We start from the raw sequence: 25,942 nt of genomic DNA, 5'->3' as shown, positions 1-25,942 counted from the left end.
CCGCGCCTCCTCAGTACCGGGTCTCGTAAGTGACGCGCACTTCGCGCTTTCCGTTGGCGGGCACGGTCACCACGTACTTGCGGCGGTCGGCGTTGAGCTGGACGCCCGGCACATCCTCGCTGACCACGCGGAAATCGCGGGCCCACCACCCGTAGTCGAGCCCGCCCTGCACCAGTTCGACTTCGACCGGCGTCGATTTGGCGTTGGTGAAGGTATAGCGCATGGTCGTGCGCCAATAGTCGACGGTCCGGTCGATCTGAACGGTGCGCACGTCCTCGCCATTGATGGTCACGCGATAGCGAGCGCTGCGCTCGTAGTCGGCGGAGGTGATCTTGTCGCGGCTCTCGACTTCGGCCTGGACGGACACGTCGAACGCGTCGCCGGTCGCCAGGGTCAGCTCGCTGCCCATCGGCGTGTGCCCGATGGCGTTCTCGCCGATGAATTGCGGATTGCCCGTCCGGTCGCGCTGGTAGAAGCGCACGGTACCGGCGGGCAAAGCATCGCCCAAGCCACCGTTGCGCGAGGAGGAGAAGGCAATCTGGCTCTGGACGTTGACCGGTGCATCGTCGGAGCTCAACCACCCCACTGTGCGCCCGTAGACCTTGCGCGCCGCCACTCCCTGGACGTCGAGGAAGCTGACCTGCTTGGTCTGGTTGTTGGCAATCGTGGTCCGCTCGGCGATGGGATAGAGATAGAAGTCGCCAAGCCGCTCGCGGTCGGCCGTCTCGGTTCCGGGAACCATCGAGCGGCCGGGCTGTGGCGGCGCCACGCGGCCGCCGTAGCCGCGAGACTGGCTCGCCATGTTCGGATTACCCGCGACGAGCAGCGTGTTGGCCGAATGGAAGGTCGTGCCCGTGCTGTTCGACAGCGTGACCCAGCCCTGCATGTCGATAGTTCCCTTGCCCTCGTCGTAGAGCGCGACATAGTCGGACGACCAGCCGAGACCCTGGGTCAGGTAGCGGATGGAGGCGGGGCGCGAGCCGCCCCGGTCGCTCTCAAGCGTTACCGACAACGTGGGGCGGGCGCGGAGGTTGGGCGGAACGCGATCGAAAATGACCCGGACAGGCAGGCCATCGTCGCGCAGAACCTCGATCCGGTCGCCGATCTGAATGACCACCCCGCCGGCTGTCGAGAGGACCGTCGCCCGTTCGCGCGTTTCCTGACCGGTCGCGGGATTGGTCCGCAGAAGAGTGACCGTCTGACCGATGGCCTTCTCCATCAGCTTTTGGGGAGTGAGCAGATCGAAATCGAAGTTCTGTTCGACGATCGTGGTGCCTGCGGCGGAAAAGCTCAGCGTCTCGGGTCTGATCTGCGCCGAAACGTCCGGAAACGCGATCGTGTTGCGGCCCGACGCGATCGCCAGCTGGCGCACGTCCTGCACCAGGGAGTTGCCCGACTGGTAGATCGTCACCGCCACGTCGCCCTGCGCGGTCGCGTCTGGATCGGTGGGAGTCTGCGCCTCGACTGAAGCGATCGGGGAAATCAAGGCTGCGGTGGTGATCGCCAGGACAGTGCGCAGGGACATGCAGGTTCTCCCATGAAGCTCGTTCATGTTATAGTGTAACACGCGCGTTAACACGTGGTGAATGAACGACGAAGCGATCGACCGTCAACGATTGGGCGAAATCTGGCTCCCGCCCGACGCCGGCCTCCGCTGCGTGGATGCCGAACTCAGGCGCAGCACCTGGCCCACCTTCGCCGCGATCTGGGCGACGCTGAAGGGCTTGGCGATGAAGTGCATGCCGTCCATGTCGATCTCTCGACGCAACTGCTCTTCGGCATATCCCGACATGAAGAGTATCGGCATCCCCGGGACGAGCTGGCGAATTTCGCGCGCCATGGCCGGGCCGTCGAGGCTCGGCATGACCACGTCGCTCACCACGAGGTCGAAGTCGGGATTCTTGCGCACGGCCTCGACGCCAATGTCACCGTCAGACGCCGTAACCACGGTATAGCCCTGCCGCGTCAGCGCGCGTTCGGCCACCGCGCGGACCATGTCCTCGTCCTCGACCAGCAGGATTCGCCCACCGCCCGACCATTCACTGGCTTCTTCGAGCGTCTCGGCCCGTTTCAGCTCTTCCTCGGTCGCGTGATAGACCGGCAGGTAGATGGTGAACCGGGCGCCCCGGACGCTACGATCGGGATTGACGGCGTTGTCGGCGAAGATGAACCCGCCCGACTGCTTGATGATGCCGTAAACGGTCGAGAGGCCGAGGCCCGTACCCTTGCCCAGTTCCTTCGTCGTGAAGAACGGCTCGAAGATCTTGCTCAAGGCCGGTTGCGGAATACCGCCGCCGGTATCCTCGGCAATCAGCACGGTATAATCGCCCGAGGGGATGATCTCCGACCCCATGCGCCGCACGTCGTGCGCCGCCACACGGCGGGTGCTGAACGAGAGCGTGCCTGTCGCCTGTTCGCCGCCACGCGCCTGGATCGCGTCACGCGCGTTGACGGCGAGGTTGACGATGACCTGCTCCAGCTGACGCGGATCGGCCCGGATCGCTCCCAGGTCACGGGCGTGCTGCGTCTTGAGCGTGATACGCGCGCCGAGCAGCCGCTTGAGCAGCTGGCTGACTTCCGAGATCACATCGGGCAGCTGGATGACTTCGGGCTGCAACGTCTGTTGGCGGCTGAAAGCCAGCAGGTGACGCGTCAGCGAGGCGGCGCGGTTGGAGTTGGCCTTGATCTGCTGGATGTCGTCGTAGTCGCTGTCGCCAGGCGTGTGGCGCAGCAGCATGAGGTCGCAGTAGCCGATGATCGCCGTGAGCACGTTGTTGAAGTCATGCGCCACGCCTCCGGCCAACTGACCGATCGCCTGCATCTTGGTTTGCTGCGCGACCTGCCGCTTGAGGCGGGTTTCCTCGGTGGTATCGGCAAGGCTCAGCAAGACCGCCGCCTCCCCCATGCCGCGCACCCCGGCGAGGCCGAGCGAGACCGGTTCGTCCGGTTCCGAGCGCAAGCGTACCGCGATATCGCCGCTCGAAGCCGGGCCCTGCCCGAAGCGTCGCACCGCGTCCGACATCGCGGTCTTGTCCTGCCTTACCACCAGGTCGGAAGGATAAGGCGGCAGCTTGCCGTCTTCGACACCGGCCGCGCGGCGGAAAGCGGGATTGGCGAACAGGAAATGACCGTCGCGGTCGGTCATCGCCAGGCCCAGCGGAAGCTGTTCGAGGAGGGACTGAAGCTGCACGCCCTGTCCACGCGTCTCTCCGCCCCAACCGCCGAGGCCGATGCCCGCGTCGAACATCATCATCAGCGATGGGGCATCGCCCGCCTTGGCGCCCACCTCGGGGTCGGCGAGCGGCACGCTGACGAGTGTTTGCGGGGAGCCCTTGCGGCCCTCCCGCGCGAAGTAGATGCGGTCGCGCTCGTCCGAGCGCAGCAACGTGACGAAGTCCTGCCCCGCCATGCTCGCGTTCTCGTCGCCCGCGGCGCGACGCGCAAAGCCCTGGTTGCAGGCGCGGATGGCGCCGTCTGGTCCGACCAGAGCGACTTCGATGCCGGCCGCGCTCAAGATCTTGCCGAAGGTGCCCGTGATGTACTTGCCGATTCCGGCGAGCGGCTCGGTCCGGGTTATCGGCGTGAAGCGCCAGATGAGGTACTCGTCGCCACGGCCCACGCGCTGGATAACCGCGGTCCACGCGTGGCTTTCGTCGGCGATCGTGACCTCACCGCTTTCGCCCTCGCGCCAGGCCACATGGGCGGCGCGGGCCAGCTGGTCGGCCGAGGCGCCGTCGACCGGAAGGCGAGGCGGTGCGTAGGAGGATCCGAACCACAGCTCGAACGCGGCGTTGGCGCAGACCAGCCGGTTGGCCCGGTCGGTGATGGCGACGGCGACGCCCGCCTGCTCGATGGCGGCGACCGTCACCGACCAATCTGGCACTCCCGCCTCTGCCGCCAACGCGGCAGCCGGTCGCCGGCGAGCGGCCGAAAAGGCGATCAAGCCCAGCACTCCGAGTCCGCCGGCATAAGCCACGGTTACGAGCGCGCTGCCGGTCACCAGCTGGATCAGGGCGATGCTTGCGAGCACCGCCGCCGCGACCGCGAGTGAATCAACCAAGGGGCTGGTTGCGGGGCCCTTGCCCATCTTTCCTGCCACGCCCTTCATCCCCTGACGGCCGCTTCCTCGACACGGCGAGCCTTGCGGCGGGTCCACTTGCGCGCGATCCACCAGCGCCAGAGAAAGACGGCCATGAGATAAGAAATGGCGGCCGAGACGATCGCGATGATCACCAGCCCGAAGGCCGTGACCATGGTCGCACCTGTCAGCCATTCGAGGAACTGCTGCAGCTCTGTCTCCTCGATGGCGGTGTTGACCGGGGCGACGATCGTCGCCGCGTCGACCCGCAACATCCAGCTGCCGATCCAGTAGGCGGCGACCCAGATGGCAGGGGTCGTGAACGGATTGGTCACAAAGGTCGTGAGCGCGGCAACCGGGACGTTCGCCTTCACCGTCGTGCTAAGCAAGGCCGCGAACAGGATCTGGGCGAAGGGAACAATGACCCCGACGAGCATCCCCAGCGCGACGCCCCGCGGCACCGAACGGCGGGTAAACCGCCACAACTCCGAACGCAGCACCCGATGAGCGAACGGACGGATGAAGCGGTTACTCTCCATCTGCTGGCGCGTGGGCATGTTTTCGCGCAGCCAGTCGGACAGGAAAGTCTTTGATCGGAAGTTAGCCATGATCCCACCCCGCCTTGCGCGGCCTGCCCGCCGCTTGCAAGCGGGCTATCGGATAGATCAGGGCGATTTGCGCCGAGCCGGTAGTGCAGGCCGACCGCACGGCGGCCTTAACCGCGATCACGCATGAGGCGCGCCTTGTCGCGCTTCCAGTCGCGGTCCTTGATCGTCTGCCGTTTGTCGTGGGTCTGCTTGCCCTTGGCCAGCGCCAGCTCGACTTTCGCTCGCCCGCGCGAATTGAAATAGACCGACAGCGGGATCAGCGTCATGCCCTTGCGCTCGACCGCGCCGATCATCTTCTCGATCTCGCGCTCGTGGAGCAGCAGCTTGCGCGGCCTTTTCGGCTCGTGGTTGAAGCGGTTACCGTGGCTGAACTCGGGGATGTTGGCGTTGATTAGCCATGCCTCTCCGTCCCGTAGGTCGGCGTAGGATTCGGCAATCGTGCCTTCCCCGAAGCGCAGCGATTTCACCTCGGTACCCGAAAGGGCGATTCCGGCTTCGAAGACATCCTCGATAAAATACTCGAACCGCGCGCGCCGGTTCTCGGCGACGGTCTTCGCTTTGTCGAACGTGGAGGGTTTGGGTCGGGCCATGAGCCCGCGCATGTAGGCACTACGCCGAAGGAGCGGAACCCCCTTCCTGGCAAAACTCCATTCGTCGAATGCTTGCCTTACCTTAAACTTGGAACCCTGCTCCTGTCCGCAATTTGGTCGGGAGCGGGACGGGCATACTAGGAGTCGCACAATGCCCCAAGGAGACAAGGACAAGTACACCGACAAGCAGAAGCGCAAGGCCGAGCATATCGCCGAGGGTTACGAAGACCGGGGCGTGTCGGAAAAAGAGGCCAAGGGCCGCGCCTGGGCGACCGTCAACAAGGAGAGCGGTGGTGGCAACAAGTCCGGTTCCGGCCGGGGCAAGAAGGACACGCACGTGTCGTCCTCGCGCGGGGGCCGGGCCCATAAGTCCGGATCTGCCGAGCAGCGTTCCGCCGCGGCGCGCAAGGGTTGGGATACCCGGCGCCGCAAGGGCACTGCCTGAAGCGGTTATTCGACGACGATCTTGCCTTTCATGCCCAGGAAGGCATGGCCGGCGTGGGTACACACGAGCTTGTAGGAACCGGCTGCAGGCACGAGATGCACCGTGCGCGTCGACATGGCCGGAACCTCGATTTCGCCGTCAGTGACCAGCGCGGTGTCAGCGGGCTCGATCCGGGCCGCCGCGAAAAATTCCTTCGCGGTGAAGTTGTGTCCTCCCGATGCCAGGTTCGCCACCACGAGGGCGTAGGGGTGCCCAGCCTGCAGACGGATTTCCTTCGGGTTGAAGTCGAAGTTTGACAGCTCAACTCGCTGTTCGGCCCCCGCTCCGGAATCCACCGGGGGCGCGGCGGCTTGCGGCTGACTGGCATAGCCGGACGTACATAGCGCCATCGCGCCGGCAGCCAGGATCGTCGAAAATTTGCGCATGGGTCAGTCCTCCGTTCCCGGGGCTGGACGAGACTATCCGACCGCTCCTACACATCGGCGCGGGAGAGAACCGGTTACCGAAGGGAAAGCGATGGCGACAGCCTTAAGTTCCGCCGATGCCGGTTCGCTGACCGCCGAACGCATCCTGCAGAACGCCCGCGACATGGCGCCGTCGATTGCGGCACGGTCCGAAGAGATCGAGGCGCTGCGCCGGCTGCCGGACGATCTCGTGGCCGACCTGCGCAAGGCCGGCTTCTTCCGCATGGCTCGATCGCGCGCCAAGGGCGGGCCGCAAATGAGCTTGCCGCAGCAGTTGCAGGTGATGGAAGTGCTCGCCCACGCCGATCCCTCGGTCGGCTGGTGCGTCAAGATCGGCGCCGACAGCGGTTTGCTCGCCGAGTTCCTGCCTGCGACCGCCTCGGCCCGACTTCTACCCGATCCGGACATGATCACCGCCGGTCAGTTCACCACTGCGCATGGCCGGCTCGAGCGGGTCGAGGGCGGCTACCTCCTTACCGGCCGCTTTCCGTTCGGCAGCGGAGTGACGCACGCGGATGTCGTGATGAGCGGGGGCGCCCTGTTCGAGAACGGCGAACCCGTGACCGGCCCCAACGGTATCCCCGAAGGCCGCCTGGCCTTCTGCCGCGCGGATCAGTTGGTGATCGAGGACACCTGGCACACCCACGGGCTACGCGGCAGCGGCAGCAATCACTACCGCGCGGCACCCGTATTTATTCCCGAGGACCAGGCCTTGCGGATAGAGGAGGCGATGTTCGCCGGGCGCGAGCCGCTCTATTCGAGCGGCTTCAACTGGGTGACGACCATGGCCGCCGTCCCGCTCGGCACCGCCCGGCGTGCTATCGACGAGGTCAAAGCCCTGATCGCAACCCGCAAGGCCGGCATCCCACCCCGCCCCATGGGCGAGATCGCCCAGGTCCGCGAGGCTGTCGCCCGGGCCGAGACCGCCTGGGGTGCGGCCCATGCCTTCCTCCACCGTGCGGCAGAAGAGTTCTGGGCCGAGCTCGTGACTGGCTCTCCCAAGGTCGAAACCAAAGGTCGCCTCGCCCTCGCCAACGTCAATTCGTTCCGCATGGCGGCGGACGTCACCCGCCAGTCGTTCGACCTGATCGGAGCCAACGTGATCTTTCAAGGCTCGGTGCTGGAACGGCTCGCCCGCGACGCCCTGACGCTTAACCAGCACATGATCATCGCCCAGCCGGCGGTGGAGACCTATGGCGCGATGATGCTCGGGCGGGAGCATCCTTCACCGCTGTATTAGCAAAACATCCGATTGGGTCCGCGCGGAGAATGCTTGGCGAGGATCTACCCCAGCCCGGCAATCTCCAACGCCTCGTCTACCGCCTTGCGTGCGGCTTCGCTGCAGGGTGCGATCGGCAGTCGGGTGTCGGCGGTGAGCCAGTTGTGCAGCTTGGCGAGCGCATACTTTGTCGGCGACGGGCTGGCGTCGGCAAACAGCGCCTTGTGCAGCGGGAACAGCTTTTCGTGCACCTTGCGCGCGCGCTCGTAGTCGCCCGTCGCAGCAGCCGCGTGGAGCTCCGCTGAGAGCTTGGGGGCGACGTTGGCGGTGACCGAGATGCAACCGACCTGGCCGAGTACATAGCCCGCCAGCGCCAGCGGGTCGTCACCCGAGAGCTGGCAGAAGTCCGGCCCGGCTCCGAGCCGGTGCTGGGTGGCGCGCTGGAGGTCGCCGCTGGCGTCCTTGATGCCGACGATCTTGCCGGGGTGCCTGCGGGCCAGCTCGACCACAGTGGCCGGCAACAGGTCCGTCACCGTGCGACCGGGCACGTTGTAGAGCACGATCGGCAAGTCGCAGCTTTCGGCGAGGAAGGAGAAATGCGCCAGCAGGCCTTCCTGGCTCGGGCGATTGTAATAGGGGGCGACCATCAGCGCGGCGTCGGCGCCCAGGTCCTTGGCCACTTCCATATGCCACAGCGCCGTGCGGGTATCGTTGCTGCCGCAGCCGGCGATCACCGGAACTCGGCCGGACGCCTGCTCGACGCAAATGCCGATGAGCTTGTGATGCTCCTCGTTATCGAGCGTTGCGCTTTCGCCGGTGGTCCCGCAGGGAACCAGCGCCGAAGAGCCATTTTCGATCTGCCAGTCGACGAACCGGCGGAAGGCTTCCTCGTCCACTTGCCCCTCACGAAATGGGGTGACAAGTGCCGGAATTGAGCCAGAAAACATTTACACCGCTCCCGCCGTGGATTCTAATCGGAAATGGCCGCGCGCGTCGCGCTGCCGCAGGGATAAAACCGTTCAGCGCTTGATAAGGAGCCGCTTGCCACGATGTCCAGCATGGTTAGCAAAGCTCTCTTCACCGCCCTCACGATTTCCGCCGCCCTAGTCCCAGGCCATGCCTTCGCGCAAGCCGGATGGGATCAGGGTCGCAGCAGCCTCGTCGCGCAGACGGGAGGAATGTCTTACGCCATCAGCCGCTGGGAACAGTTGGCGGCCAGTCCGCAGTATACCTTTGAAGACTATGCCGGCTTCCTGCTGAGCTATCCGGGCTTCCCCGACGAAGACAAGCTGCGTGCCAATGCGGAGGCGCGGCTGGGCTACGATTATGTCAGCCCCGAACGCCTGGTCGCCTACTTCGACCGCTATCCTCCGGTGACCAACAACGGCCGCGCGCAATATGCCGTGGCCATGCTTACGCTTCGGCCCGATCAGGCCGAAGCCGCCGCCCGTGCCGCGTGGCGGGGTGGCGAGATGAGCGATGGCGCGCTGGCGATCCTCTACGGCAATTACGGCAGCCGCTTCACGCCCGAAGACCACGACGCGCGCATGGATGCGCTGCTGTGGCAACGTAACGCCTACGCCGCCGCGCAACAGCTTCCCTACGTTTCGCCCGGAAAGGCCAACATCTACGCCGCGCGCCTGGCGATCCTGCAGGGAGGCGACGGGTACACCACCGACGGGTCCGCGACGACCGATCCCGGATACTTGTACAATCGCAGCCGCGAGCTGCGCCAGGAAGGACGCGACCAGGAGGCCGTGTCCATGCTGGCCTCGCATCCGCCCCTTTCCGTGAAACCCTTCGACCCGACGGCCTGGATCACCGAGCATCTGACCGTCGCCCGGCTCACGAGCGGCAACACGGCAGTCCAGGTCGCCCAACGCGCGACCGAACCGTTCGCCGACATCAACGAGATCGTTACCGGGCCCTACAAGCTGCGCGACGACTACACCTCGCTGATGTGGCTCGGCGGGACCAACGCGCTCTGGTACCTGGGTGACGGAAACGCGGCCGCCGCGCTGTTCTATCGTTACGGCGCCGCCGCCAAGACACCGCAAACCCGGTCGAAAGGCTTTTTCTGGGCCGGCCGCGCAGCCGGGCAGGCGGGGGACCAGGCCGCGGCGAACCGCTATTACGAAATGGCGGCGCAGTATCCGGAGTATTTCTACGGCCTGCTGGCACTCGAACAGCTTGGCCGCTCGCCTCCCGCCTATGCGGCCAGCGTCCCCGCTCAGCCGACGCAGCTTCAGCGTGACGCCTATTATGCCAGCCCGATCAACCAGGCGCTGGTCGCGCTCGCCAGCAGCGGGCACACCTGGCAGACCAAGCGCAAGTTCTACACCGCCGCCGCAAACCAGGCCCAGACCGAAGTCGATCTCCAGCTCGTCGGCGATGCGGCGCGCGATCTGCATCTTCCGGAACTCGCGGTCGTTGTCGGGCGCACCGCCCCGGAAAAGGGCTTCACCGGCTTCACCACCGTGGGCTTCCCCGTGGTGCAGACGCCGTCAGGCGCGGACTGGACCATGGTTCACGCCATCTCCCGGCAGGAGAGCGAGTTTGACGACTACCGCGTCAGCCACGCCGGTGCGCAGGGCCTGATGCAGCTGATGCCCGGCACCGCACGCGAACAGGCCGGCAAACTCGGGGTGGTCTACATGTCGGCCTCGCTGATGACCGACCAGCAGTACAACATCATGCTCGGGAACGGCTATTTCCGCCGGATGCTCAACACCTACGGCAGCTACCCCCTCGCCGTCGCCGCCTACAACGCGGGACCGGGGAACGTGAACAAGTGGCTGCGCCAAAACGGCGACCCACGTACCGGCTCGATCGGCTGGGTCGACTGGATCGAGCGGATTCCCATCTTCGAGACGCGCAACTACGTCCAGCGCGTGGTCGAAAACGCGGTGGTCTACGAGGCGCTGCATCCGGAACTGGCCACCTACGGCCGTCCGCGCACGATTAACGAGTTCCTGCGCTAAGTCCCCCTCCCGCTGGCCGGAGGGGTCAGGGGTGGGTGTGTGCCGGTGTAGCGCTTGGCCCGACCGGCCCGCCCCGACTCCTCCCGCCAGCGGGAGGGGAGATTGATGAAGCGGGTCCTCCGGGGTACGTGACTAACAATGAAGCCCGCCGAAAACCTCATCACCCCGACGGGCCTCGCGGCACTCAAGGCGCGCTACGATCACTTGCTCGGCACCGAGCGGCCGGAGATCGTCGCCATCGTCAGCTGGGCGGCCGGCAACGGGGACCGCAGCGAGAACGGCGACTACCTCTACGGCCGCAAGCGCATGCGAGAGATCGACCGTGAACTGGCCCACCTCGCCCGCCGGATGAAGGCCGCCCGGGTGATTGACCCAGCCCAGGCCCCCGACCGCGCGCGCGTCTGGTTCGGCGCCACGATCACCATCGCCGACGAGGACGACAACGAACGTACCCTCACCCTGGTCGGTGATGACGAGCAGGATGCTTCGACCGGGAAGATCGGCTGGAGCGCCCCCATCGCGCGCGCCCTGCGCGGCTCGGCGGTGGGCGACTTGCGCACCGTCCGCCTTCCCGCCGGTGAGAAGGAATGGGAAGTGGTGGCGATCGACTATCCGGTGGCGAACTGATGGCCGAGATTGTCAATCTGCGGAGCGTACGCAAGGCGAAGCAGCGTTCGGACAAGGCGAACGAGGCGTCGGCCAACCGAGCCAAGTTCGGCATGAGCAAAGCGGACAAGATGCAAACCATGGCCGACAAGGTTCGCGCAGCGCGTCAACTCGACGGCGCGAAGCTGGAGCGCGACTGATGCGCACGACATACGAAGAAGCCACCGTGCGCCTCTATTTCCTCGACGGCGAAAGCGAAGGCGGCGCGGCCGAAACCCTGTTCTACGGCCCGCTGCGCGAAGCGATGCAGATCGCCGAGAACCAGCCCGAGGAGGTCCAGGCCGGCCTGTTCCTTGCCACCGACAACGACGTCGTGGCGTGGCTGGATTTTATCGAAGGCTAGGTAGCGGGCGGCTCATCTCTCCGATCCTCCCCGAGCAAGCTCGAGGAGGATTTGCGCAATCCGTTACTCCGCCACGTCAGATCGTTTTCCTACTCGCCGCCTGCCTGCTATCGCTCGCCGCATGGCTGCCCCGCTTGACGCTGACCCCTGTTCCGACCGCGCACTTTCGTCGGCTGAATTTGAAGAGCCCCGTGTGCTGCCCGCGGCGCGGAACGCCGTCACCCTTGTCACCCCTCGGATTCATGCGGGCCGGGTATGCGTGGCCTGAAGTGGGGTCTCCTTGCCGTTGTCGCCCTCGCCGCGCCTGCCCTCGCAAAGGACAGTCTCGGAGTGTTCGGCGACTGGGGCGCTTTCCGCGACCAGCAAGTTCCACGCTGCTACGCGATTTCGGCGGCGTTGGCCGAAGCCCGCTCCAATAGCGCGAACCGTCCGACGCAAGCCGCTTTCGCCAGCATCGGCACTTGGCCGAAGAGCGGGGTGCGCAGCCAGTTGCACGTCAGGCTGTCACGACGGATTCCGGCCAATAAGGCGATTGCGCTCACCCTTGCGGGCCAGCGGTTCGACCTTACCGGCGCTGGCGGCGATGCCTGGGCGCAGGATCGCAAGATGGATGCGGCGATCGTCGCGGCCATGCGCTCGGCGCCCAGCATGAGTGTGAGCGCCCGCGACTTGTCGGGACGACGCTTCACCGATCGCTACAACCTCGCCGGCGCCGCCACGGCGATGGACGCCGCGACGGTGGGTTGTGCCAAACTGACCTAGAAAAACGGGCCGGAAGGTTTCCCCTCCGGCCCGCGTGACGTACCCCGGTAAGGGGTTAGAAGCGCCAGCCCACGCCCGCCATGACCTGGTGACGGTCAGTATCGATGTCGAAGCGGTCGCTGTCGGCGACATTGTCCGCCTCGAAGTCGATCTCGCCACGGCTGTAGTTGGAGTAGCGATACTCGATCTTGGCGAAGGCATTGCTGCCGAGCTTCTGTTCGACACCGGCACCCACACGCCAGCCGTCGGTATCGAGGTTCTGGTCGTAGTTGGTGGTGCCGTCGGTGCCGATGAAGTTGAAGCGCGCATTGGTGTAGCCGCCCTTCGCATAGACCAGCGTGCTCGGCGTCGCCTTGAAGCCGACGCGCGCGCCGACGTAGATGTCGCGCCCGGTGTTGACCGCGCCGAGCCCGAAGTTGGTGTACGGGTCGGAATAGTCGGAGTCGGCCGTTGAGTCGGTGAGCTCGGCTTCAGCGCCGACCACGACGCTGCCCAGGTCCATGTCGTAACCTGCGCCCACACCATAGACCAGGCCTTCGGCATTCTGGTCGAGATCGACGTTAACCCCGTCGTCCTGCGAGCTGCCGGCGTTGTTCATGTCGTAGCCTGCGACACCGGCCACCCACGGACCGGAGAATGCCGAATCCTCCTGCGCCGCGGCGGGGATGGCGAAAGCTGCCGTCGAGGCGGCGAGCAGGACTGCGAAACCCTTTTTCATTTTATGCTCCATTCACTTCAAACCACGGCAACACTGGCCGTGGACCGGTAGAATGGCGCTCCCCCCGACCTGGTTTCATGAACCTAACACAACGAAAAGCCTGAGGATTCTGGGCAACAGTTGCCTCGACGAACGGTTATCCGCGCCCGTCCAACGGCAGGAACGAGTGGCGCGATTTGCCGTTCGCGCGAGGCTTTGCCCTTCGGCCCCTCACGCACTATATGCGCGGCAAATGTCCAACACCGCACTGATGCCCATCCCGGGACAGATCGATCCCGTTCCCGTCGCGCGCGACATCACTCCGCGCGCCGACGGGCGCGTGGATCTGCTCGGGCTGCCGAAGAACAGGATTTCCGAATTGTTCGCCGAAGCCGGGCTCGATGCGCGGCAGGCAAAGCTACGGGCCAAGCAAGTGTTCCACTGGCTCTACCACCGCGGCGTGACCGAGTTCGAGGCAATGACCGACATTGCCAAGACCATGCGCCCGTGGCTCGCCGAACGGTTCGTGATTGGGCGGCCGGAGATCATCGAGGCCCAGCACAGCACCGACGGCACCCGAAAGTGGCTGTTGCGTACCGCCGATGGCCACGACTTCGAGATGGTCTTCATCCCCGACGCGGATCGCGGGACGCTGTGTGTTTCCAGCCAGGTAGGCTGCACGCTCAACTGCCGCTTCTGCCACACCGGCACCATGCGGCTGGTGCGCAATCTCACGCCAGGAGAGATCGTCGGCCAGGTCATGCTTGCCCGCGATGCTCTGGGCGAATGGCCCAAGGGCCGGATGGACGTGCCCGAAGAAGAGACGGTGGCCGAATATACCGCCGATGGCCGCTTGCTGACGAACATTGTCATGATGGGGATGGGCGAGCCACTCTATAACTTCGACAACGTCCGCGACGCCCTGCAGCTGGTGATGGACGGCGACGGCCTGGGCCTATCGCGGCGCCGCATCACGCTTTCGACCAGCGGCGTGGTGCCCATGATGGCCCGCGCCGGTGAGGAGATCGGCGTCAATCTCGCGGTGAGCCTCCACGCCGTAAGCAAGGAAGTGCGTGACGAGATCGTCCCGATCAACCGCAAGTACGGGATCGAGGAACTGCTCGAAGCTTGCGCCGCCTATCCCGGCGCTTCGAACGCCCGGCGCATCACGTTCGAATACGTGATGCTCAAGGACAAGAACGACAGCGACGAGGACGCGCGCGAACTGGTCCGGCTGATCAAGCATTTCAAACTGCCGGCCAAGGTCAACCTGATCCCCTTCAACCCCTGGCCCGGCGCCCCCTACGAATGTTCGACTCCCGAGCGGATCCGCCGCTTCTCCGAGATTGTGTTCGAGGCCGGCATCTCCGCCCCCGTGCGGACCCCGCGCGGGCGCGATATCGACGCGGCCTGTGGCCAGTTGAAGACCGCCGCCGAGAAGAAGAGCCGCGCGGAACTCGACCGCCTCGCCGAGGAAAAGCAAGCCGCGCTGGGGTGAGGAGCCGCACTTCTCTAGGTTGAATGACGTAATTTTACGTATATTCTGCCGCAATGCGGCTGCTCGACAAGATGCTGGGCAAGCTCCTGAAACGCGGGGAGCTGACAGTTATCGGGCCTGACGGGAAGACGTACCGCTACGGCTCTCCCGACCCAGAGCTCAAGGCTGTTACCGTGCGCCTCAAGGACAGAAGGGCGGCTTTCGAAATCGCCCGGGATCCTGCTCTCGGTACTGCCGAAACCTGGATGGACGACCGCCTGCAACTGGTCGAAGGCGAGATTATCGACCTGTGCCTGATCATTCGCCGCAACCGCCGCTGGGAGGAGCTCGATAAGTCGGCCGGGTTCCTCAAGAAGACCGGCCGCCTGCGGCACCTGCTCAACACCTACAACCGCAAGGTCAACTCGCGGAAGAACGTCGCCCATCATTACGACGTGGGCAACGACCTCTATCGCCAGTTCCTCGACCCGGACATGCAATACAGTTGCGGGTACTTCACCGATCCTTCGAACAGGATCGAACGGGCCCAACTCGACAAGAAGGCGCACATCGCCGCCAAGCTCTATCTGCAGCCCGGCCAGCGCGTGGTCGACATCGGCTGCGGCTGGGGCGGGCTCGCGCTGTATCTCAACCGGGTGGCCGACGTGGACGTACTGGGCGTGACGCTGTCGGAGGAACAGTTGTCCCTCGCGCGCGAGCGGGCCGAGGCGGCGGGTGTATCCGACCGGGTGAAATTCGAGCTGATGGACTATCGCGACCTCGAAGGTCCCTTCGACCGCGTCGTTTCGATCGGCATGTTCGAGCATCTGGGGACGCGCTTCTTTCCGACCTTCTTCGCGAAAGTGAGAGACCTCCTGACGCCCGAGGGCGTGGCGCTGATCCATACTATGGGCCGCATGGGCGGGCCGGGCACGACCGACCGCTTCATGCAAAAGCACATCTTCCCCGGCGGCTACCTCCCGGCTTTGTCGGAAATCATCCTGGCGAGCGAGCGCGCGCGGCTGATCATGGCCGACTGCGAGGCGCTGCGGATGCACTACGCCTACACGCTTCACGCCTGGTACGAGCGGTTCAAAGCCAATCACGACACGATCGTGGAACTGTATGACGAGCGCTTCTGGCGCCTCTACGCCTTCTACCTCGCCGCCTCGATGACGATGTTCACCGACGGAGGCATGATCGTCTACCAGCTACAATACCTTCGCAACCGGCGGGCGACGCCAATTACCCGCAACTACATGCTCGAGGACGAGGCCCGGTTCGGCGAAGGCGAGTTCAGAACCCCCGATCCTGCCCCTCATCCAGCGCATCAAGGCGAATTCGCGCCGCAGAAATAGCCTCGCGATCGGCCACGGCCCAGGCTTCCAACATACCCTCGCAGCTCCGAGCGCTCTTCACGCCTTGCCGCGTGAAACCCGCAACTCGTCGCTAACTTTCGCCGGACCAATTCCGTTCATCTGGCGTTGGGGATCGATGAACAAAACTGACCGTTGTTGAGGCAAGAATAATGACGACGGAAAGGTTCGCACGATGCGTAAGTCACTGCTCGCCCTTGCAGCCGCCGCTATGGCGGTAACCGCTGCTCCTGCCATGGCCGACCCTCCGCCTTGGGCGCCGGCTCACGGCAAGCGGGCTCATGATGCCGCTCGCTATGACCGTCACGGCCGCTATGTGGAGCCGCGACGCCTCACTGCCAACGACCGCGTCTGGCGGGGCAATGACGGCCAGTACCACTGCAAGCGCGACAACGGAACGACGGGCCTGATCATCGGCGGCGCAGCGGGCGCCCTGCTGGGCCGGGCTCTCGATGGCGGCCAGAGCCGCACGCTCGGCACCATTCTTGGCGCTGCCGGCGGTGCCCTGATCGGCAAGGAAATCGACAGCAGCGGGCTTCGCTGCCGCTGACGCGAACTATGACATTCGCAGCGCGAAGGGCGTCCCCTCGGGGGCGCCCTTTTCGCTTTTAAATTCAAGCCTTACAGGTTGATGACCGCCTTTTGACGGCGCCGTCACGACCGCGTCCCGACAAAGCCACCCGAATCGCCTCTGCAGGTCACATTGGCCCGATAGTCCCCCGCTCACTGGCAATTTCTCGCATGGGGATTCTCGCATGAGCACTGAAGTAACGCGCGGCTATACAGACGGCGACGTCGATACCAACTTCACCGACAACCGGCACCTCAACTCGATCGTGTCCGAGCGCTATTCGCGTCGAGGCACCTTGATCGGCGGCTTCAAGACCACGGTCGCCGCGTTGCTCGGTACGAGCCTGCTTGCGGCCTGCGATGAGGACGTCTTCGGCGGCGGCGGCACCACCGTGAGCGCAGGCGACGACGCGGCGACGACCACGGGACGGCTCGTCACCCTGACCGGCACGGCCACCTCTACCACGGCCAAGGCGCCGTCATGGAGCCAGGTTTCCGGAACTCCAGTCGATCTGATCGGCTCCGGCAGCACGGTGAGCTTCATCGCTCCAGCCGTAAGCACGGCCACGGACCTGGTGTTCCGCTTCCAGGTTTCGGACATCTTGGGCACTAAGGCCGACGAAACCACCGTCACTGTGAGCCCGGCCGTGCTCGGCTTTAACGCGGTTGCGAAGAACCTCGACGACATCGTGACAGTGCCCGCGGGTTATTCAGTCACCGTAATGACCCGGCTCGGCGATCCTATTGCCGCCGGCGTCGCGACCTATGCCAACGACGGAACCGACACCAACTTCGCCCAGCGCATCGGCGACCACGGCGACGCGCTCTACTGGTACGGTCTGAGCCCCACCGGGACGCGCGACGACAACAGCTCGGTCCGAGGCCTGATGGTCCAGAATCACGAGAACCTGAACGTCCAGTATCTCCATCCCAACGGTCCGACCAACGTCTCCAGTGGTCCCCGCCCTGCGGCGGAAGCCATCAAGGAAATCGAAGCCCACGGCGTCAGCGTGACCGAGTACCGCGACACCGGCAACCGCACCTGGACCTGGGTGCAGGACGGCGCCTTCAACCGTCGCATCACGCCGAACACGCCGAACGAATTCCACGGACCGGTGCGCGGCAGCGACTTTCTCAAGACGGTCGCCTCGACCGACGGTACCGCCGGTCGCGGCACGATCAACAACTGCTCTAACGGCCACACTTTGTGGGGCACCAACCTCACTTGCGAGGAGAACTGGGCCGGCTATTTCCTTCGCAGCGGCGACGACGGGGCACGCACGCCCCGCGAATTGACCGCGCTGCGTCGTTATGGCGTCACCAGCAGCACCGGCAACTACGCCTGGGCCAGCGCAGGCTCCGATCCGATGTTCCGGCGCTGGGACGCGCGGGCCAGCGGCGCCTCGGCCCTGGCCGACTACCGCAACGAGCCCAACCAGTTCGGCTGGGTGGTAGAAATCGACCCTTACGATCCGACCAAGGCTCCGCGCAAACGCACGGCGCTCGGCCGCATGGGCCACGAAGGCGCCTGGCCGGGCAAGCTTACGGCGGGCAAGAAGTTCGCCGTCTATCTCGGCGACGACTCCCGCCGCGAGTATTTCTACAAGTTCGTCTCGGCGACCGACTGGGATCCGAACGACGCGCAGGCGACTGATCGTCTCGCGGTGGGTGACAAGTATCTCGACAACGGCACGCTTTATGCGGCCAAGTTCAATGCCGATGGCACCGGCGCCTGGCTTCCCCTGGTGTTCGGCAGCGTACCGAACCGTCCGGTGACGGGCGCCGAGCCGGAGTACGTGTTCGCCAGCCAGGTCGACATTCTGGTCAACGCCCGCCTCGCCGCGGACGCCGTCGGCGCCACGCCGATGGACCGACCGGAATGGACCGCGACCAACAATGCCACCGGCGAGATCTACCTCACGCTGACGAACAACAACGCCGCCGGCCGCCCGCTCACCGGGACCGACGCCGCCAACCCACGCCACTTCAACGATCCGAAGGGCGCTTCGAACCAGTTCGGCAATCCCAACGGCCACATCATTCGCCTGCGCGAGAACGGCGACGATCCGGCGGCGACCGGTTTTGCATGGGACATCTATCTGTTCGGCGCGGACTCGGCCGAAGCGGACCCGAACAACGTCAACCTCTCGGGCCTGACCGCCGACAATGACTTCTCGAGCCCCGACGGCCTGTGGTTTTCTCGTCCGCAGAACCCCGCTGGTCTCGTCAAGCCGCTGCTGTGGATCCAGACCGACGACGGTGCCTTTACCGACCGGACCAACAACCAGATGCTCGCCGCGCTTCCCGGAACGGTCGGCGACGGTGGCGCGAAGACGATCACCAATGTCGGCACCGGCGGCGCTACCGCCACCCAAGCGACGCGGGTCGGCGCTGCGGCCACCCCTGCGACGCTCAAGCGCTTCCTCGTCGGGCCGAAGGAGTGCGAGCTCACCGGCGTCGACACCACCCCGGATGGCCGCACACTGTTCGTCGGCATCCAGCACCCGGGCGAAAACGGCGATCCCACGGCTCCGAGCAGCCATTGGCCGCAAAGCCAGGGCGGCACCGCCTCGGGGCGCCCGCGCTCGGCGATCGTCGCGATCACCCGCGACGACGGCGGAGTGGTAGGCCTTTAGTTTCCCCCTCCCGCTTGCGGGAGGGGCCGGGGGCGGGCCTGTCGAAAACCAGCTCGCTCCCTTCACACACCCCACCCTAATCGCTCCCGGAAGCGGGAGGGGAACCGGGCGCCTCCTTCGGGGGCGCCCTTTTTCGTTCTCGTCGGTAATTGCACTGCATGCTAGCGGATTGCCCAACGGGCTGGGCTATTCTATTAGCAAGCTAACGATATCCGGAGAGTACCATGATCGAAGCCGCCCTCGTCTCCTGCGACGACCATCTCGACCTCAATATGCTGCCTGCCGACGTGCTCCAGAAGCGCATGTCGGCCAAATGGGGGGAGCGCGCACCGCACGTCGTGGCGCCCGAAGGTCAAGCGGCTGCCTGGATTGCCGACGGGGAACGCTGGGGGTTCTGGTCGGGCAAGAAAGGTCCCAGCCCGTTCGGCGATGGGCCCAAGCCGATCCTGACGGCTTACGATCGCGGCGGGATCGAGGACCTCACCGAACTGCGCGCCGGCAATCCAGTCCTGCGGTTGCAGGACATGGACCGCGACAACGTGTGGGCGCACGTGGTGTTCGGGCCGGTTACCTCGATCAAGACCAAGGACGAGGCGTTCATGCGCGCCTGCTACGCCGCCTACAACGACTGGCTTTACGAGGACTTCTGCAGCGTCGCCCCGGATCGCTTGATCGGCGTAGCGATGCTCCCACCGCACCCCGAGGCGGCTTTCGAGGAGCTTCAGCGCCTCGCCAAGAAAGGTGGCGTGCGGCAGGCCAATCTGCAGATCGCCGTCGCCGAGCCGCGCCTTGAAGACAAGCGGTGGGAGCCGCTGTTCGACTTGCTCGAACAGTCAGGCATCGTCCTCAGTTTCCACGTCACCGTATTCCCCAAGGCGGGCGACGCATTCGACAAGTACAAGGGCAGCCCCGGCGCGACGTTCCTTCACGCCAAGATGTTCATCGAACAGTTCCTCGACCCCTTCGTCGACCTGTTCGCCTGGGGCATCCTGGAGCGTCACCCCAAGCTCAAGATCGTCATCGCCGAAAGCGGCATAGGCTGGGTTCCGTGGGTCGTCGAAGAGCTCGACTATCGCCACTATCGCCTGTGGGAATGCGCCGACTACTGGACCGACAAGGGCGGCATCCCGCACAAGATGAAGCCGAGCGAAGTGTTCCAGCGCCAGGTCTACGGCACTTTCCAGCAAAGCCCGACTGCGATGCGGTTGCTCGAATTCTGGGGGCCGGAAAACATGCTCTGGGCCAGCGACTACCCGCACCCGGACTCGATCTGGCCGAACAGCGTGCGCACGATCGGCGAGACCATGGGCCACATGAACCCCGACGTGGTTCGCGGCCTCGTCGGCGGTAATGCGGCCAAACTCTACGGCCTCGACCTGAGCAAAGCGACAGTTCACGCCAAGCTGCCGATCGGGCAGACCAAGGAAGCGGCATAAGGTCTTCCCCAGGTCGCTGAGGGAGGCAACCGGGCGAGGCATGATGGAGAGGCGGATGCGGCGGCAGCTCGCCTGGCCGCGTTGGGTAAAGGAGCTCTGTCTGGCCACGGCCGGAGCATTATGGTCCGATTGGGAGACTGAAGCTCCGATTAGGCGTGCTACGGGTCGCACTTGAAATGATGAAAACGGCGCTTGTCGCGCGAATAACTTGAAATTTGTATCCCTTATGGATACCAATGAGCCATGCATAAAGCCGGTCAAAAGATACGCGCGTGGCGCGAAGCCCATGTCCCGCCGCTCTCCGCAGGCGAGTTCGGCGAACGATATGGCGCGCCAGGTCCATGGCCCAGCCGGACCGTGTACGGCTGGGAAGCCAAGGGCAAGATCCCCCGGGCCGCCGCGCAGCGGCGCCTGGCTGAACTCGGCATCTGCCGTCCCGAAGACTGGCTGCTCCCCGCTTCCGACAGCGAACCTGCCACCGGCACACGCGGGGACCGCGGGCATCCGTTCTACGCCATGCACAGCCACGGCTTCGTCCGCGCCGCCACGAGCACGCCGCAAGTCCGCACCGCCGACGTGTCGTTCAACCGCGACGCTATTATCGAGGAAGCCCGTCGCGCCCATGCCGCGCATGTCGACTTGCTGGTCTATCCCGAACTGTGCGTCTCATCCTACGCGATCGACGACTTGCACATGCAGTCCGCTCTGCTCGACGCGGCGGAGCTGGCGGTGGTGGAGATTACGAAGGCCAGTTCAGGCCTGTCCCCAGTCCTGCTGATCGGCGCGCCACTGCGGCACAACGGGCGCATCTATAACTGCGCGCTGGCGGTCGCGAACGGCAAGCTGCTCGGCGCGGTGCCCAAGAGCTATCTGCCCAATTATCGCGAGTTCTACGAAAAGCGCTGGTTCGCCTCGGGCATCGGCATTCGCGGCCAGTCGATCCAGGTGGGCGAGGAAGAGGTCCCCTTTGGCGTCGACCTGTTGTTCGCCTCCAAGCAGATTTCCGGCTTCAAGCTCTGCGTCGAGATCTGTGAGGATTTCTGGGCCGCCAACCCACCCTCTACTGCCGGGGCCCTGGCCGGGGCGACGATCCTTGCCAACCTCTCCGCCTCCAACATCGTCATCGGCAAGGCCGACGAGCGCCACCTGCTCTGCCGCGCCCAGAGCGCCCGCACCGCCAGCGCCTATCTCTATTCCGCTGCCGGACATGGCGAGAGCACGACTGACATGGCGTGGGACGGACAGGGCGTCATTTACGAACTCGGCGACCTGCTGGCCGAAAGTGAACGCTTCGCGCTGCGGCCCGAACTCGCGATCGCCGACATCGACACCGACCGCATTCTCGGCGACCGCCTTCGCCTGCCGACTTTCAACGATTCCGCCGAAGCCGCCGGACGCCCGGAAGAGCACTTCCGCGTAGTGCGCTTCGACCACCGGCCCGCTGCTGGAGACATCGGGTTGATCCGCCCGATCCGCCGTTTTCCGTTCGTCCCCAACCGGCCCGCGAAGCTCGACGACGACTGCTACGAAGCGTTCAACATCCAGGTCGACGGCCTGATGCGCCGGTTTGAACAGACCGCCGGGGGATCGATGGTAATCGGCGTCTCTGGCGGACTCGATTCCACTCACGCCCTGATCGTCGCCGCCAAGGTTTGTGATCGGCTCGGCCTGCCCCGCTCGACGATCCGCGGCTACACCATGCCCGGCTTCGGCACGTCGGAAGGAAGCAAGTCCAACGCCTGGAAGCTGATGAAGGCACTCGGCATTACCGCCGAGGAGATCGATATCCGCCCGGCCGCGACCCGGATGCTCGAGGATATCGGCCACCCCTACGGCAGGGGCGAGCCGGTCTACGACGTGACGTTCGAGAACGTGCAGGCAGGCCTGCGAACCGATTACCTGTTCCGCCTGGCCGGCCAGCACAATGGCTTCGTCATCGGCACCGGGGACCTTAGCGAAGTGGCACTCGGTTGGAGCACTTACGGCGTCGGCGACCAGATGAGTCACTACAACGTCAACTCGGGCGTGCCCAAGACGCTGATCCAGTACCTGATCCGCTGGGTGACGCGCACGGACCAGTTCGACAAGGCGACCGAGGCGATCCTCGAGGCGATCCTGGGCCAGGAAATCAGTCCCGAGCTGGTCCCGCCGGGCGAGAATGGGGAAATCCAGTCGACGGAGCAAAAGATAGGACCTTATGAGCTAAGCGACTTCTACCTGCATCATGTGGTCCGCTATGGCCAGCGCCCTTCCAAGGTCGCCTTCCTCGCCTGGCACGCCTGGCGCGACAAGGCTCGCGGCGGCTGGCCCGCCGGTTTTCCCGAGGCGGCGAAGAACGAATACGACCTCGCCACGATCAAGCGCTGGCTGGAGAGTTTCGTCCGGCGCTTCTTCGCCTTCAGCCAGTTCAAGCGTAGCGCGATCCCCAACGGACCGAAGGTCAGCACCGGCGGCGCGTTGAGCCCGCGCGGGGACTGGCGCGCGCCGAGCGATGCGGTGGCCGACGTGTGGCTGGAAGAACTCCTCACAAAAGTCCCCGGTTAAACAAGCCCCTGGCTGGGACAGCTTCCCGGCGGCAATTGACCTCACCTCCGGCGGCGCGTAATTTTCGGGCTGCGCGGACTGAATGCGCATGGTGGCGCCCTTCCCCCGGAAGGTCCCACGGTCTGGGGATAGGGTTGATGGACGCTCCACTTCGTTTCGCAGGGTTCGCCGCAAACGCGCTGGCGCTGGCAGCGCTTTCGGCCCCGGTGCAGGCGCAGTTCGGCGGCATCCTGAACAGCGCGGCACGGGCCGCGAGCTCGAGCGACGACAGCAGCAGCAGCAACGGGTGCCCCAAAGGCAAGTCGCGCAGCAGCGGCTCGCGGGTCGCCGGCGGGATCTTGGGCTCGATCGCGGGCAGTGCGGCGGGCAGCGCAGGCGGATTGATCGCCTACGTCCCGGTCGCCGCCTTCACCGACGTCATCACTGCCTCGATCGCCTGCAAGCTCGACCCGAAGGAGCAGGAGCAGGCGGCCAACGCGACGGTCGAGGCGACCCGCAGTGCCGACGAGACCACCGCGGCGGAGGTCGGCTCGAAATCGGAATGGACTTCCAACACCCGGGAAGACGTGTCCGGTAGCTCGACCGTGGTCGCGCGGGATGACGCAGCCGCGGACGGGCGCCAGTGCATTACCGTTTCCGACGTCGTGATCGTCAAGGGCGAGGAGACCCGCGCGGACAAGCGCATGTGCCGCACCCCGCCTGCCGTAAGATACGCGATCGTCGCCTGATGCGGTTCCTCCGGCCCGTGGCCGCAATCGCGGCACTCACCTTACTGGCCGGAGCGACCGACCCGAATAATCCCACTTGTCCCGCCGAACCCGACTGGGGCCCGGCCAAGGCCATGGCCCTGACGCCACGCGTAGTTGACGGGGCCCACGTTCTCGTTGCCGAGGGGATCATCGATTCCACGCTGCCCCAGCGGCTCAAGGAAGCGATCGACAAGGACGATCAGCTGGCCGAAATCTGGATGCGCTCGCGCGGGGGTGACGCCCGCGCGGGGAACGAGGCCGGCAAGATCATCCGCTCGTTCCCCGGCATGGTGACCCGCATCCCCGCCGGCTGGACCTGCTTTTCCGCCTGCAACTTCCTGTTCATGGGCGGCGACCGGCGCTTCGTCGATGACGGCGGGTTCTTCATGGTCCACATGTTCACGCACACCGGCGACCGGGAGGCGATCTATCTCGCGGCCGAGGAAGGCACGGCCGAAACCGTGCGCCTGATTGCCGATATCGAGCAGCAGAGTGCCTTGCTGGCGAGCGAGGACAACGACTTCCTCATCCGCATGGGCGTCAGCCGCAAGCTGCTGACCGACATCATGTACCGCCAGCAGGCGGTAAAGACCGCCGACAATCCGAGCACGCGCTACTGCCTGAGCCAGGAGGAAGTGCGGCGGTACAATGTCGTGCCGGAAGAACGGGCGGGTTAGCTCCCCTCCCGCTTGCGGGAGGGGGATTGGTTAGGCCAGGCTCCCCAGCGCCAGGCCCATCGCCGCGGCCACGCCAAGCGTGCGGATGATACCCCACTTGAACCGGAAGATCAGCGCCGCCGCGACCGCTGCGATGAGCGCTGCGCGCCAGTCAAAGCTGGCCCATTCGGGCACCTGCAACACGACAGGTCCTATCGCCACGGCATCGACCACCGCGAACAGCACATGGAGGGCGAACCACAAGGCCAGGTTGGCGATCACGCCCACGACCGCAGCCGTCACCCCGGCAAGCCCGCCTTTGAGCGCGGGCAAGCGCTGGAGCCGGTCCATCCAGGGAGCGAAGGCGAAGATCCACAGAAAGCACGGCGCGAAGGTGACCCACGTGGTCAACACCGCTCCCAGCACTCCGGCCAGCAAAGGGTTGAAAGGATCGGGCGCCCGGAAGGCGGCGAGGTAGCCGACGAACTGGGTGACCATGATTAACGGCCCCGGTGTCGTTTCGGCGAGGCCCAGGCCATCGGCCATCTCGCCCGCGCTGAGCCAGCCGAAACCGGTCACCGCCTCCTGCGCCATGTAGGCGAGGACGGCGTAGGCACCGCCGAAGGTCACGACCGCCAACTGCGAGAAGAACACGCCGATGTCCCACAGCACGTGATCGCGTCCGAGGAACACCAACACCGCCACCATCGGGGCGGCCCAGATCGCCCCCCAGGCGAGGACCGCAATCAGGCTTGCCCGCCATGGGCGCGGATGCCCTTCGCCGACCGGTCCGCCAGCCTTGAGCGCGAGAAGGTCAGGCCGCTTCGCCCCGACCCAGGCGCCCAACGCCAGCGCCGCCAGCACGACCAGCGGAAACGGCGCGTTGAACAGGAACAGCGCGGCGAAGGCGGCCACCGCCATGCCTTTCTGGATCGGCGTCTTGAGCGCCCTGCCCGCTATTCGCAGCAAGGCCTGGACGATGATCGCCAGCACCGCCGCCTTGATCCCGAGGAACAGCGCCGCGAACCAGTCGAGATTGGCGGCAAAGGCGTAGAGGATCGACAGCGCCAGCATGACCAGCGCTCCTGGGATCACGAACAGCGCCCCCGCGATCACCCCGCCCTTCCAGCCGTGCAGCTTCCACCCGATCCAGGTCGCCAGTTGCTGCGCCTCCGGACCCGGCAGCAAGTGGCACAAGTTGAGCGCCTGGAGGTAATCGTCCTCCTCCACCCAGCGGCGCTCGTCCACCAATTCGCGATGCATCAGCGCGATCTGACCGGCGGGACCGCCGAAGCTGAGAAATCCGATCCGCGCCGAAACGCGCGTCAGTTCGGAAAATGGGGGGTGATGCAAGTCAGTGCCGGCCATGCAGTCCAATACCTCCTGGCCCGCCGTAGCGGGGTCGAGAAGGCAACGCTTGGGCGCAAGGCCTGACCGGGAGGTTGCTTTGCCCCGGTGGGTCAAGGGTTACCGGGCGGGAACAACTACTGCAAGTACGACCAGCATAGCCCCGGCCAAGCTTACGCTAAGCGCCCTTCGACAAGCTCAGGACGAACGGAAGACCGAAGTTTTCTGCAGTTCCAAACTCCGTTCGTGGTGAGCGTGTCGAACCCCTGTTTCACCACGAACATCCCAGGCCAGCCGA

Annotated in this window: 23 protein-coding genes; 15 read left to right on the top strand and 8 right to left on the bottom strand. The window is 65.3% G+C overall.

Annotation, left to right across the window (positions count from 1 at the left end; translation table 11 throughout):
• Positions 1-10 precede the first annotated feature (10 nt).
• From KK137_RS03580 to smpB, 4 genes are all read right to left on the bottom strand, one after another.
• A complete protein-coding gene (locus KK137_RS03580; protein WP_250893568.1) occupies positions 11-1,525 on the bottom strand; it encodes a DUF4139 domain-containing protein in 1,515 nt (504 codons plus the stop codon).
• An 84-nt stretch (positions 1,526-1,609) separates the two neighbouring features.
• Entirely contained in the window at positions 1,610-4,108 is a 2,499-nt protein-coding gene (locus KK137_RS03575; protein WP_250893567.1) for a response regulator, read from the bottom strand.
• Entirely contained in the window at positions 4,105-4,686 is a 582-nt protein-coding gene (locus KK137_RS03570; RefSeq protein WP_214534659.1) for a DUF2062 domain-containing protein, read from the bottom strand. Before KK137_RS03570 ends, KK137_RS03575 begins: the two co-directional genes overlap by 4 nt.
• A gap of 107 nt (positions 4,687-4,793) precedes the next feature.
• Entirely contained in the window at positions 4,794-5,276 is a 483-nt protein-coding gene (gene smpB / locus KK137_RS03565) for an SsrA-binding protein SmpB (RefSeq protein WP_214534658.1), read from the bottom strand.
• A 151-nt stretch (positions 5,277-5,427) separates the two neighbouring features.
• On the opposite strand from smpB, the gene KK137_RS03560 reads away from it, so the two are divergent.
• On the top strand, positions 5,428-5,721 hold the full coding sequence (locus KK137_RS03560; RefSeq protein ID WP_214534657.1) for a plasmid stabilization protein: 294 nt from the start codon (positions 5,428-5,430) through the stop codon (positions 5,719-5,721).
• A 5-nt stretch (positions 5,722-5,726) separates the two neighbouring features.
• Here KK137_RS03560 and KK137_RS03555 read toward each other — a convergent pair whose 3' ends face one another.
• Complete coding sequence (locus KK137_RS03555) at positions 5,727-6,146, bottom strand: plastocyanin/azurin family copper-binding protein (protein ID WP_214534656.1); 420 nt, start codon at positions 6,144-6,146, stop codon at positions 5,727-5,729.
• 91 nt (positions 6,147-6,237) lie between these two features.
• Between KK137_RS03555 and KK137_RS03550 the strand changes: the two genes are divergently transcribed.
• Entirely contained in the window at positions 6,238-7,425 is a 1,188-nt protein-coding gene (locus tag KK137_RS03550) for an acyl-CoA dehydrogenase family protein (RefSeq protein WP_214534655.1), read from the top strand.
• A 44-nt stretch (positions 7,426-7,469) separates the two neighbouring features.
• On the opposite strand, the gene dapA is transcribed toward KK137_RS03550, so the two are convergent.
• On the bottom strand, positions 7,470-8,351 hold the full coding sequence (gene dapA, locus KK137_RS03545; protein ID WP_214534654.1) for a 4-hydroxy-tetrahydrodipicolinate synthase: 882 nt from the start codon (positions 8,349-8,351) through the stop codon (positions 7,470-7,472).
• A gap of 111 nt (positions 8,352-8,462) precedes the next feature.
• Between dapA and KK137_RS03540 the strand changes: the two genes are divergently transcribed.
• The 5 genes from KK137_RS03540 (at position 8,463) to KK137_RS03520 (ending at position 12,156) form a co-directional block, all read left to right on the top strand.
• Positions 8,463-10,385 carry a lytic transglycosylase domain-containing protein gene (locus KK137_RS03540; protein ID WP_250893566.1) on the top strand — a complete coding sequence of 641 codons (1,923 nt, stop codon included), beginning with the start codon at positions 8,463-8,465 and terminating at the stop codon, positions 10,383-10,385.
• Between the two features lie 138 nt (positions 10,386-10,523).
• Positions 10,524-11,012 carry a transcription elongation factor GreB gene (gene greB, locus KK137_RS03535; protein WP_214534653.1) on the top strand — a complete coding sequence of 163 codons (489 nt, stop codon included), beginning with the start codon at positions 10,524-10,526 and terminating at the stop codon, positions 11,010-11,012.
• Positions 11,012-11,191: a DUF4169 family protein gene (locus KK137_RS03530; RefSeq protein ID WP_214534652.1), complete on the top strand. Its 180-nt coding sequence runs from the start codon at positions 11,012-11,014 to the stop codon at positions 11,189-11,191. Before greB ends, KK137_RS03530 begins: the two co-directional genes overlap by 1 nt.
• Positions 11,191-11,394 carry a hypothetical protein gene (locus KK137_RS03525; RefSeq protein ID WP_214534651.1) on the top strand — a complete coding sequence of 68 codons (204 nt, stop codon included), beginning with the start codon at positions 11,191-11,193 and terminating at the stop codon, positions 11,392-11,394. The genes KK137_RS03530 and KK137_RS03525 overlap by 1 nt, the downstream gene beginning before the upstream one ends.
• A 255-nt stretch (positions 11,395-11,649) precedes the next feature.
• Positions 11,650-12,156 carry a hypothetical protein gene (locus KK137_RS03520; RefSeq protein ID WP_214534650.1) on the top strand — a complete coding sequence of 169 codons (507 nt, stop codon included), beginning with the start codon at positions 11,650-11,652 and terminating at the stop codon, positions 12,154-12,156.
• A 55-nt stretch (positions 12,157-12,211) separates the two neighbouring features.
• Here KK137_RS03520 and KK137_RS03515 read toward each other — a convergent pair whose 3' ends face one another.
• Positions 12,212-12,874: an outer membrane protein gene (locus KK137_RS03515; RefSeq protein ID WP_214534649.1), complete on the bottom strand. Its 663-nt coding sequence runs from the start codon at positions 12,872-12,874 to the stop codon at positions 12,212-12,214.
• A 232-nt stretch (positions 12,875-13,106) separates the two neighbouring features.
• Here KK137_RS03515 and rlmN point away from each other — a divergent pair, with 232 nt between their 5' ends.
• The 8 genes from rlmN (at position 13,107) to KK137_RS03475 (ending at position 24,318) form a co-directional block, all read left to right on the top strand.
• Complete coding sequence (rlmN, locus tag KK137_RS03510; RefSeq protein ID WP_214534648.1) at positions 13,107-14,351, top strand: dual-specificity RNA methyltransferase RlmN; 1,245 nt, start codon at positions 13,107-13,109, stop codon at positions 14,349-14,351.
• Between the two features lie 53 nt (positions 14,352-14,404).
• Positions 14,405-15,688 (top strand): SAM-dependent methyltransferase, encoded by a 1,284-nt coding sequence (locus KK137_RS03505; protein ID WP_214534647.1) that lies wholly within the window; start codon positions 14,405-14,407, stop codon positions 15,686-15,688.
• Between the two features lie 193 nt (positions 15,689-15,881).
• A complete protein-coding gene (locus KK137_RS03500) occupies positions 15,882-16,256 on the top strand; it encodes a glycine zipper 2TM domain-containing protein (RefSeq protein WP_214534646.1) in 375 nt (124 codons plus the stop codon).
• Positions 16,257-16,461: 205 nt separating this feature from the next.
• Positions 16,462-18,912 (top strand): PhoX family protein, encoded by a 2,451-nt coding sequence (locus KK137_RS03495; protein ID WP_214534645.1) that lies wholly within the window; start codon positions 16,462-16,464, stop codon positions 18,910-18,912.
• Between the two features lie 224 nt (positions 18,913-19,136).
• Complete coding sequence (locus KK137_RS03490) at positions 19,137-20,348, top strand: amidohydrolase family protein (protein ID WP_250893565.1); 1,212 nt, start codon at positions 19,137-19,139, stop codon at positions 20,346-20,348.
• Positions 20,349-20,864: 516 nt separating this feature from the next.
• Positions 20,865-22,892 (top strand): NAD(+) synthase, encoded by a 2,028-nt coding sequence (locus KK137_RS03485; RefSeq protein WP_250893694.1) that lies wholly within the window; start codon positions 20,865-20,867, stop codon positions 22,890-22,892.
• A 137-nt stretch (positions 22,893-23,029) separates the two neighbouring features.
• The gene (locus KK137_RS03480; RefSeq protein ID WP_214534643.1) at positions 23,030-23,620 is read left to right on the top strand and encodes a hypothetical protein; all 591 of its coding nucleotides are present in this window, start codon (positions 23,030-23,032) and stop codon (positions 23,618-23,620) included.
• Positions 23,620-24,318: a COG3904 family protein gene (locus tag KK137_RS03475; RefSeq protein WP_214534642.1), complete on the top strand. Its 699-nt coding sequence runs from the start codon at positions 23,620-23,622 to the stop codon at positions 24,316-24,318. Before KK137_RS03480 ends, KK137_RS03475 begins: the two co-directional genes overlap by 1 nt.
• Before the next feature lie 30 nt (positions 24,319-24,348).
• Here the strand turns inward: KK137_RS03475 and chrA are convergent, their stop codons facing one another.
• The gene (gene chrA, locus KK137_RS03470) at positions 24,349-25,665 is read right to left on the bottom strand and encodes a chromate efflux transporter (protein ID WP_214534641.1); all 1,317 of its coding nucleotides are present in this window, start codon (positions 25,663-25,665) and stop codon (positions 24,349-24,351) included.
• Positions 25,666-25,942 lie beyond the last annotated feature (277 nt).

Origin of the sequence: Croceibacterium selenioxidans (assembly GCF_018599195.1) — a bacterium.
Taxonomy (GTDB): Bacteria; Pseudomonadota; Alphaproteobacteria; order Sphingomonadales; family Sphingomonadaceae; genus Croceibacterium_A; species Croceibacterium_A selenioxidans.
The sequence above is the reverse complement of the archived record's forward strand: the minus strand, read 5'-3'. Positions and strand labels throughout refer to the sequence as shown.